We start from the raw sequence: 10,671 nt of genomic DNA, 5'->3' as shown, positions 1-10,671 counted from the left end.
CCGCCGTCCTCGGACACTCCGACCCCGCCGCGGTGGAAGTCCGGCGGGAGTTCCGCGAGCTGGGCTTCGACTCGCTGACCGCGATCGAACTGCGCAACCGGCTCAACGCCGCCTCCGGGCTGCGCCTGCCCGCCACCCTCATCTTCGACTACCCCACGCCCGTTGTCCTCGCCGAATATCTGCTCAACGAGCTGATGGGCACGCAGGCGGAAGTCCTGGACGCGGCGCCGCGGGTGTTGCCGCCGGTGGCCGACGACCCGATCGTGATCGTGGGCATGGCGTGCCGGTATCCGGGCGGGGTCGACTCGCCTGAGGACCTGTGGCGTCTGGTGGCCGAGGGCGGGGACGGGATCAGCGGGTTCCCGACCACTCGCGGCTGGAATCTGGACGGGCTGTACAACCCGGATCGGGAGAATCGCGGGACCAGCTATGTACGTGAGGGCGGGTTCCTGCACCAGGCCGGGGAATTCGACCCGGGGTTCTTCGGGATTTCGCCGCGTGAGGCGCTGGCGATGGATCCGCAGCAGCGGGTGCTGCTGGAGGCGTCCTGGGAGGCGGTCGAGCGGGCGGGGATCGAGCCGGGTTCGCTGCGCGGCAGCCGTACCGGCGTGTTCGCCGGAGTGATCAACCATGACTACACCTCGGGCCATCTGGAGTTCCCTCTGGAGGTAATGGCCTTCTTGGGGACCGGGACCGCCGGAAGTGTGCTGTCCGGGCGGATCTCGTACACGCTGGGGTTGGAGGGCCCGGCGGTGACGGTGGATACCGCCTGCTCGGCCTCCTTGGTGGCGTTGCATCTGGCGGCGCAGGCGCTGCGTGGTGGTGACTGCTCGCTGGCGCTGGCCGGTGGCGTGACCGTGTTGGCCACCCCGGGAGCCTTCATCGATTTCAGCGCGCAGGGCGGACTGGCTCCTGATGGGCGGTGCAAGTCCTTCGCTGACGCGGCTGACGGGGTGAGCTGGTCTGAGGGTGTGGGTGTGGTGGTGCTGGAGCGGTTGTCGGACGCTCAGCGCAACGGGCATCAGGTGCTGGCGATCGTGCGTGGTTCGGCGGTCAACCAGGACGGCGCGTCCAACGGTCTGACCGCGCCGAATGGTCCTTCGCAGCAGCGGGTGATCCGGCAGGCGCTGGCCGGTGCCGGTTTGTCGCCGTCCGAGGTGGACGCGATGGAGGCGCATGGCACCGGTACGACGCTGGGTGACCCGATCGAGGCGCAGGCGCTCTTGGCGACCTATGGGCAGGACCGGCCGGAGGACCGTCCGCTGCTTCTTGGGTCGATCAAGTCGAACATCGGTCACGCGCAGGCCGCCGCCGGTGTGGCGGGTGTGATCAAGATGGTGCTGGCCATGCGGCACGGCCTGCTGCCCAAGACGCTGCATGTGGACGCGCCGTCGTCGCACGTGGACTGGGACTCGGGGGCGGTCAGACTGCTCACCGAGCCGGTGGAATGGCCGCGGAACGGTCACCCGCGCCGGGCCGGTGTTTCCTCGTTCGGGCTCAGCGGCACCAACGCCCACGTGATCTTGGAGGAAGGGCCGGAGGTTCCGCAGGCCGAGCCGGATGCGGAGGATCAGGCGCCGCCCGCTGGTGTGGTGCCGGTGCTGGTTTCGGCTAAGACGGGTCAGGCGTTGCGGGCGCAGGCCGGACGTCTGGCGTCGTATCTGGACGGCGAGTCTGACCTGCGGCTCAGCGATGTGGCGTTCGCGCTGGCCACGACGCGGTCGGCGTTCGAGCATCGTGCGGTGGTGCTGGCCGGGGACCGTGATGGTCTGCTGGCCGGTTTGGGCGCGCTGGCCGAGGACCGTCCGGGTGTGGGTGTGGTGCGCGCGCTGGCCGGGGCGGAGCCGCAGCTGGCGGTGCTGTTCACCGGCCAGGGCAGCCAGCGGGCTGGGATGGGCCGGGAGCTGTATGACCGGTTCCCGGTGTTCGCGCAGGCGTTGGACGAGGTGATCGCCGAGCTGGAACCCTCACTTGAGCCGGCCGGGCTGGGTCGTTCGTTGCGCGAGGTCCTGTTCGCCGAGCCGGGCACGCCCGAAGCGGAGGCGCTGGACCAGACCGGATGGGCGCAGCCGGCGCTGTTCGCGGTGGAGACCGCCCTGTTCCGGCTGGTCGAATCGTGGGGGGTCCGGCCGGATGTGCTGGCCGGGCACTCGATCGGGGAGATCACGGCCGCTCACGTGGCCGGGGTGCTCTCGCTGAGTGATGCGTGTGCGCTGGTGGCGGCCCGGGCGCGGTTGATGCAGGCGTTGCCGCCCGGTGGGGCGATGGTCGCGGTCCAGGCGTCCGAGGATCAGGTCGCCGATCTGCTGGCCGGGCGTGAAGACCAGGTGTCGATCGCGGCGGTCAACGGCCCGGCCTCGCTGGTGGTCTCCGGGGTCGAGGAGGCGGTGCTTGAGGTGGCCGCCGCGCTGGAATCCCAGAAGGTCAAGACGCGGCGGCTGCGAGTGTCGCACGCGTTCCACTCGCCGCTGATGGACCCGATGCTGGAAGACTTCCGCACGCTGGCGAGCAGGCTCGCCTACAACCCGCCGCGTATCCCCATCGTCTCCACCCTGACCGGAGAGGCGGCCACGACCGAGCAGGTGTGCTCGCCGGGCTACTGGGTGGACCAGGTCCGTGGCGCGGTCCGCTTCGCCGACGGCGTCCGCACGCTGGAGACTCAGGGCGTACGGGCCTATCTGGAGCTGGGCCCCGACGGGGTCCTGACCGCCATGGCGCAGGACACTCTCGATGGTGGCTCTGCCGTGGATGCGTTCGGCGCGGATGTGGTGCTGGTGCCGGTGCTGCGCAAGGACCGGGACGAGCATACGGCGGTGATGACGGCGCTGGCCGAGTTGCACGTGCACGGGGTGCCGGTCGACTGGCGGGCGTTGCTGCCGGGCGGTCGCCGGGTCGATCTGCCGACGTATGCTTTCCAGCGTCAGTGGTTCTGGCCCAAGGGGCTGGCGTCTCGGGTGGGTAATGTGGCCGCGGCTGGGCTGGCGGTGGCCGGTCATCCGCTGCTGGGTGCGGCGGTGGGTCTGGCCGATTCCGACGGGGTGCTGCTGACCGGGCGCCTGTCGGTGAGGTCGCATCCGTGGCTGGCCGATCATGTGGTGTCCGGCACGGTGATCTTCCCGGGCACCGGGTTCCTTGAGCTGGCGATCCGGGCGGGTGACCAGGTCGGGTGTGACGTGGTTGAGGAGCTGTCCTTGACCGCTCCGCTGGTGCTGGGCGAGGGCGAGGCGGTCGCGGTCCAGGTCGCGGTGGGTGCGCCGGAGGAGTCGGGTCGCCGGGGCGTGAACGTCTATGCCCGGTTGGCGGAGGCCGGCGAGGATGTGCCGTGGGTGCGGCACGCGACCGGGACGCTTGCGAGCGGTGCTTCGGAAGCCGGGTCGTTCGATGCCGAGGTCTGGCCGCCGCGGGGCGCGACCGCGATCGAGCTGGACGGGCTGTATGAGGACCTGGCCGCGGGCGGGTTCGGCTACGGTCCGGTGTTCCAGGGGTTGCGGGGGGCCTGGCGGGGCGCGGGTGGTGAGGTGTTCGCCGAGGTGGCGTTGCCTGAGCAGGCGCAGTCGGAGGCGGGTGCGTTCGGTTTGCATCCGGCGTTGCTGGATGCGGCCTTGCACGCGGTGACTTTCGCTGGGCTGGAGCCGGTGGAGGGCGGCCGGTTGCCGTTCTCGTGGGATGGCGTGTGCCTGCGTGCCGTTGGCGCGTCGGTATTGCGGGTGCGGCTGGCTCGGACGGGTCCGGATTCGGTGTCGCTGGTGGCGGTGGATGCCGCTGGGGAGCCGGTGGTGTCGGCGCGGTCGCTGGTGTTGCGGCCGTTCTCGTCTGAGAAGCTCGCGGGCGGCCGCGGAGCGGAAGCAGAAGGGCTGTTCCGGCTGGAATGGACCGCCCTTTCCGATGTTCCCGTGGCCGATCCGGTGCCGGTGGCGATGGTCGGTCTCGCGGGGTTCGAGCGGGACATGCTGGGTCTTGCCAAGGGTTGGGAGCGGGTCGAGGTTCATCCGGATCTGTCGGCGCTGGCCGAGGCGGGTCCGGTGCCAGATGTGGTGCTGGCCGAGGTCGTCACCGAGCCGATGGCGGATGCGGTGGGTACGGCGCATGGGGTGACCGCTGGGGTGCTTGGTCTGCTGCAGGGGTGGCTTGCCGACGAGCGCTTGGAGGGCTCGCGGTTGGTGTTCGTGACGCGGGGCGCGGTGGCGGCCGGTGAGGGTGCGGAGATCACCGATCTGGCCGCGGCGGCGGTGTGGGGTCTGGTGCGGTCGGCGCAGTCGGAGAATCCGGGGCGTTTCGTCCTGGTCGACGTGGACGACCAGGAGTCCTCCCTGCCTGCGGTACTGGCCGCGCTCATGGCCTCGGGCGAATCGCAGGCGGCGGTCCGGCACGGTGAGGCGCGGGTGCCGCGACTGGCGTCGCTGGTGTCAGGGGCGGGGCTGGTGCCTCCGGCTGGTGGGGTGCCGTGGCGGCTGGGCAGCCAGGCCAAGGGCAGCCTGGACGCCCTGGAGTTGCTTCCCTTCCCGAGGGCGGCGGAACCGCTGGGGGCCAGGCAGGTGCGAGTCGCGGTGCACGCCGCGGGACTCAACTTCCGTGACCTGCTGGACGGACTCAACGCGCTGGGCTGGTACCAGGACAAGGTCGGCCTGATGGGCAGCGAGGCCGCCGGCGTGGTCCTGGAGGTCGGCTCCGAGGTCGAGGACCTGCGTCCCGGGGACCGGGTGATGGGTCTGGCCGAGGCCGCGTTCGGGCCGGTGGTCGTCATGGAGGCCAGGGCCTTGGTGAAGGTCCCCGCCCAGATCTCCTTCGAGCAGGCGGCGACGATTCCGGTGACGTTCCTGACGTCCTATTACGGGCTGATGGATCTGGCCGGGTTGCAGCCGGGCGAGTCGCTGCTGGTACACGCCGGGACGGGCGGTGTGGGCATGGCGGCGATCCAGCTGGCTCAACGCCTGGGGGTAGAGGTGTTCGCCACGGCCAGCCCGGCCAAGTGGGACGTACTGCGCTCGCTGGGCATCCCGGATGATCACATCGCCTCCTCACGAACCCTGGAGTTCGAGGAACGATTCCGCGACCGGGGGATCGATGTCGTCCTCAACTCGCTGACCGGAGAATTCATCGACGCCTCTGTGCGTCTGCTGCGCCCGGGCGGGCGGTTCATCGAGATGGGCAAGCTGGACATCCGCGACCAGGACCAGTTCCCGGGGCTGACGTATCACTGGTTCGACATGATGGACGCTGGACCGGAGCGGTTGCGGGAGATCCTGATCGAGCTGGCAGAGTGGTTCGCGGCTGGTGAGTTGCGGCCGCTACCGGTCAACGCCTGGGATGTGCGACGAGGCCGTGAATCGTTCCGGTTCATGAGCCAGGCCCGGCACACCGGCAAGATCGTGCTGACCATGCCGCACCGGTGGAACCCGGAAGGCACCGTGCTTGTCACGGGCGGCACCGGTGGTCTGGGTGCGGAGGTAGCCCGGCATCTGGTGGCCGAGCACGACGTACGGCACCTGCTGCTGGTCAGCCGAAGGGGCCCGGAAGCGGCCGGCGCAGGTGAGCTGGAGCGGGACCTGGCCGCGCGAGGCGCGCGAGTGACCGTCGCCGCCTGTGATGTGGCCGACCGGGATGCGGTGGCCGGTTTGCTGGCCGGGATCGGTGCCGAGCATCCGCTGACCGCGGTGATTCACACCGCGGGTGTGCTGGACGACGGGACCATCGCGTCGCTGACGCCGGAGCGGTTGGATGTGGTGTTGCGGCCGAAGGTGGACGCCGCCTGGCACCTGCACGAGCTGACTCAGGACATGGATCTGGCCGGGTTCGTGGTGTTCTCCTCGCTGTCCGGGCTGATGGGCAACGCCGGTCAGGGCAACTACGCGGCGGCCAATGTGTGGCTGGACGCATTGATGGCCCACCGCCGGGCCCAGGGATTGCCGGGCTTGTCCCTGGCGTGGGGGATGTGGGCGCAGGCCACCGGAATGACCGGGGGCCTGTCGCAGGCCGACGTGAAGCGGATGACCGCTGCCGCGCTGCCGCCCATCACCACCGACCAGGGGCTGGCCCTGTTCGACACGGCCATCGGCTCGGATTCACCGTTCGTCGTCCCGGTACGGGTGAACCCGTCCGCACTGCCGCAAGGGCAGGTGCCGCCGCTGTTCCGCGGGCTGGTACGCGGCACCCGCCGCACGGCCGCGTCGGCGGCGGCGGGCGGGGGCGCGGGCGAGGCGCTGTCCCGGCAGCTGGCCGGTCTCAGCAACCCCAAGCGGGTCCGCCTGCTGGCCGACCTGGTACGCGCTCAGGCCGCCGCCGTCCTCGGACACTCCGACCCCGCCGCGGTGGAAGTCCGGCGGGAGTTCCGCGAGCTGGGCTTCGACTCGCTGACCGCGATCGAACTGCGCAACCGGCTCAACGCCGCCTCCGGGCTGCGCCTACCCGCCACCCTCATCTTCGACTACCCCACGCCCGCTGTCCTCGCCGAACATCTCCTCGCGGAAATCGCTCCCGGGGAAACCGCGGCCGAGAAGCCGTCATTGCTGGCCGACCTCGACCGATTCGAGGACATGCTTTCCGAGGACGGGCTCGACGAAATCACGCGGAACGGTATCGAGACACGGCTGCGGCAGCTGTTGGCGAAGGTGACCGCGAGCGGTTCAGAGACTAGTGAAATCGCGGTTGCCGACATGCTCGAATCGGCGAGTACCGAGGACATCCTCGGCATCATCGAGAGCGAACTGGGCCAACTCAGAGACCTGTGATTCTGGGCTGGCCTCGGAACACTTCGGAGGTCAGCCCCGATGTCGGAAGACCGGAAGCTCGTTGACTACCTTAAGTCGGTCGCCGCCGATCTGCGCGAGACCCGTCGACGGCTCCAGGAGGTCGAGTCGGGCAGGCACGATCCGATCGCGATTGTGTCGATGGCGTGCCGCTTCCCGGGTGACGTCAACTCTCCGGAGGATTTGTGGCGTCTGGTGGCCGAGGGTGGGGATGGGATCGGTGAATTCCCGACGTCTCGCGGCTGGGATCTGGCCGGGCTGTTCAACGCGGATCGGGAGCGCCGGGGGACCAGTAGTTATGTGCGTGAGGGCGGGTTCCTGCACGGGGCAGGGGAGTTCGATCCGGGGTTCTTCGGTATTTCGCCGCGTGAGGCTTTGGCGATGGATCCGCAGCAGCGGTTGCTGCTGGAGGTGTCGTGGGAGGCGGTCGAGCGGGCGGGGATCGAGCCGCGTTCACTGAAGGGCAGCCGTACCGGTGTGTTCGCCGGGGTGATGTATCACGACTACGGCCCGAGTGTTGAATTCCCGCCGGAAGTGCGGAGCTTCGCCAGCACCGGCACCGCGGGGAGCGTCGCGACTGGCCGGATTTCGTACACGCTGGGGCTGGAAGGCCCGGCGGTGACGGTGGACACCGCGTGTTCCTCCTCCCTGGTGGCGTTGCATCTGGCGGCGCAGGCGCTGCGTTCGGGCGAGTGCAGCCTGGCCCTGGCCGGTGGGGTGACCGTGATGGCCACGCCAGGCATGTTCATCGACTTCAGCGCCCAGGGCGGGCTCGCGGCAGACGGGCGGTGCAAGCCGTTCGCCGACGCGGCGGACGGCACGGGGTGGGCTGAGGGCATCGGCATACTGGTGCTGGAGCGGCTGTCGGACGCGCGCCGCAACGGGCATCAGGTGCTGGCGGTCGTCCGTGGTTCCGCGGTGAACCAGGACGGCGCGTCGAACGGGTTGACCGCGCCGAACGGTCCTTCTCAGCAGCGGGTGATCCGGCAGGCACTGGCCGGCGCCGGGCTCACGCCCGCCAACGTGGATGTGGTCGAGGGGCACGGTACGGGTACGACGCTGGGCGACCCGATCGAGGCGCAGGCGCTGCTGGCGACGTACGGGCAGGATCGGCCGGAGGGCCGCCCGCTGCTGCTGGGGTCGATCAAGTCGAACATCGGTCACGCGCAGGCCGCCGCCGGCGTGGCGGGTGTGATCAAGATGGTCATGGCCATGCGGCATGAGGTGCTGCCCAAGACGTTGCATGTGGATGCGCCGTCCTCGCATGTGGACTGGTCGGCGGGCGCGGTGGAACTGCTGACCGAGCCGGTGGAGTGGCCGCGGACCGGTCGTCCGCGCCGGGCCGCCGTGTCGTCGTTCGGGATCAGCGGCACCAACGCCCACGTGATCCTGGAGGAAGGGCCGGAGGTTCCGGCCGAACCGGGTGCGGAGCATCCGGCTCCGGCCGCTGGTGTGGTGCTGGTGTCGGGCCGTACGGCAGAGGCGCTGCGAGCGCAGGCCGGGCAACTGGCCTCGCATGTGGAGGCCCATCCCGAGGTGGCGCTGGCCGATACGGCGTTCGCGCTGGCCACGACGCGGTCGGCGTTCGAGCATCGCGCGGTGGTGCTGGCGAGCGACCGCGAGAGTGTGCTGGCCGGTTTGGGCGCGCTGGCCGAGGACCTGCCGGGTGCGGGCGTGGTGCGCGCGGTGGCCGCGACGGAGCCGCAGCTGGCGGTGCTGTTCACCGGCCAGGGCAGCCAGCGGGTGGGCATGGGCCGCGAGCTGTACGACCGGTTCCCGGTATTCGCCCAGGCTTTGGACGCGGTGATCGCGGAGCTGGACCCCCTGCTCGACAGGCCGCTGCGCGACGTCATGTTCGCCGAGACGGAGCTGCTGGATCAGACCGGATGGGCGCAGCCGGCGCTGTTCGCGCTGGAGACCGCCCTGTTCCGGCTGGTCGAGTCCTGGGGCGTGGTGCCGGATGTGCTGGCCGGCCATTCGATCGGGGAGATCACCGCCGCGCACGTGGCCGGGGTGCTGTCCCTGAGCGATGCGTGCGCGCTGGTGGCGGCCCGGGCGCGGTTGATGCAGGCGCTCCCCGCGGGCGGGGCGATGGTCGCGGTCCAGACCTCGGAGGAGGAGGTCGCCGCGCTGCTGGCGGAGCGCGCGGGCGAGGTGTCGATCGCGGCGGTGAACGGCCCGAACGCCGTGGTGATCTCCGGGGTTGAGGGCCCGGTCCTCAGCGTCACGGCCATCCTGGAAGAGCGTGGGGTGCGAACCAAGCGGTTGCGGGTGTCGCACGCGTTTCATTCGCCGTTGATGGACCCGATGCTGGAGGACTTCCGCGCCCTGGCCCGTACGCTGACTTACAGTCCGCCGGAAATTCCCGTGGTCTCGAACGTGACCGGCGAACTGGCCACGGACGAGCAGCTGTGCTCACCGGATTACTGGGTGGACCAGGTCCGAGGCGTGGTCAGCTTCGCCGACGGCGTCCGCACGCTGCACGCCCAGGGCGTACGGGCGTATCTGGAGCTGGGCCCTGACGGCGTCCTGACCGCCATGGCCGGCGACACGCTCGACGCGGATGCCGTGCTCGTCCCGGTATTGCGCAAGGACCGCGACGAGTCGGCAGCGGCCATGACGGCGCTGGCAGAACTGCACGTGCATGGGGTGCCGGTCGACTGGCAGGTGGTGCTCCCGCACGGCCGCCGGGTCGACCTGCCCACCTACCCGTTCCAGCACGAGTTGTACTGGCCCCGCACCCAGCGCATGGGCGACGCTCGACACCTGGGGCTGACCGCGGCAGGGCATCCTCTGCTGGGCGCCGCCGTGGCGCTGGCCGCTTCGGACGGCGTGCTGCTGACCGGCCAGCTGTCGTTGCGGTCGCAGGCCTGGCTCGCCGATCACGTCGTGGGCGGAAGGGTGCTGTTCCCCGGCACCGCGTTCCTGGAGCTGGCGATCCGGGCCGGTGACCAGGTCGGCTGCGACCTGGTCGAGGAGCTCACCCTGGCCGCGCCGCTCGTCCTGGGCGAAACCGACGTCGTGGCAGTGCAGGTGTGGGTGGGCGCGGAGGAGTCCGGCAGACGTGACCTGAGTATCCACACCCGGTCGGCGGAGGCCGCCGACGACGAGCCGTGGGTACGGCACGCGGTGGGCGTCCTCGCCGCCGGCGGCCAGACCGCGGAGCGACTCGATACCGATGTCTGGCCGCCGCAGGGCGCGTCCGCGATCGAGTTGGACGGGCTGTACGAGCAACTCGCCGAGAGCGGGCTGAGTTACGGGCCGCTGTTCCGGGGCCTGCGGGCGGCCTGGCGGCGTGATGACGAGATCTTCGCCGAGGTGAGCCTGCCGAGCCGGCTGGAGTCGGACGCCGGCTCCTTCGGCGTACATCCGGCTCTGCTGGACGCGGCGCTGCACGTGGTGACCTTCGCCGGTCTTGACGATGCCGAGGGCGTCCGGTTGCCGTTCTCCTGGGGTGAGGTGTGCCTGCACGCCGGTGGCGCGTCGGCTCTGCGGGTACGGCTGGCCAGGACCGAGGGCGATGCCGTCTCGCTGGCGGTGGCCGATGCGGCGGGTGAGCCGGTACTTACGGCGCGGTCGCTCATCCTGCGCCCGATCACGGGCGACACCGGTGCGGATGACCGCAGGAGCGAGCGAGACCCCCTGTTCAGGGTGGAGTGGACGGCGTTGCCGACGGCGCGGGTGGCGCCGTCCGCCGAACCCGCCCCGCCGACGGTTGACATCCACACGTTCGACCTCGCGTCGGTGTTCGGGGACGCGGATCAGGCACCGGGTGTTGTGGTGACCGAAATGATCTGCGACGGCGCGGTGGTGCAGTCGGCGCACGAGCTGACCGCGCGCGTTCTGACCGTGTCGCAGGGATGGCTGGCTGACGAGCGGTATCGCGATTCGCGGCTGGTGTTCGTGACTCGGGGTGCGGTGGCCG

General features: G+C 70.5%; 2 protein-coding genes (1 of these 2 running past the window's edge). Both read left to right on the top strand.

Going from position 1 to position 10,671, the window contains the following annotated elements:
* On the top strand, nucleotides 1-6,728 hold a 6,728-nt coding region (locus tag ABGB08_RS22905), incomplete at its 5' end, for an SDR family NAD(P)-dependent oxidoreductase (RefSeq protein ID WP_347593464.1).
* Between the two features lie 39 nt (nucleotides 6,729-6,767).
* Nucleotides 6,768-10,671 carry the beginning of an SDR family NAD(P)-dependent oxidoreductase gene (locus ABGB08_RS22900; RefSeq protein ID WP_347593462.1) on the top strand. The gene runs 45,299 nt beyond the window's last position, so 3,904 of the gene's 49,203 nt are visible here — the first part of the coding sequence; it begins with the start codon at nucleotides 6,768-6,770; the stop codon falls past the right edge of the window.

It is taken from the genome of Acrocarpospora sp. B8E8, assembly GCF_039871605.1.
GTDB classification, from domain to species: domain Bacteria; phylum Actinomycetota; class Actinomycetes; order Streptosporangiales; family Streptosporangiaceae; genus Acrocarpospora; species Acrocarpospora macrocephala.
Note: the sequence above shows the minus strand (reverse complement) of the source record. Positions and strands in the feature narration are given on the sequence as shown.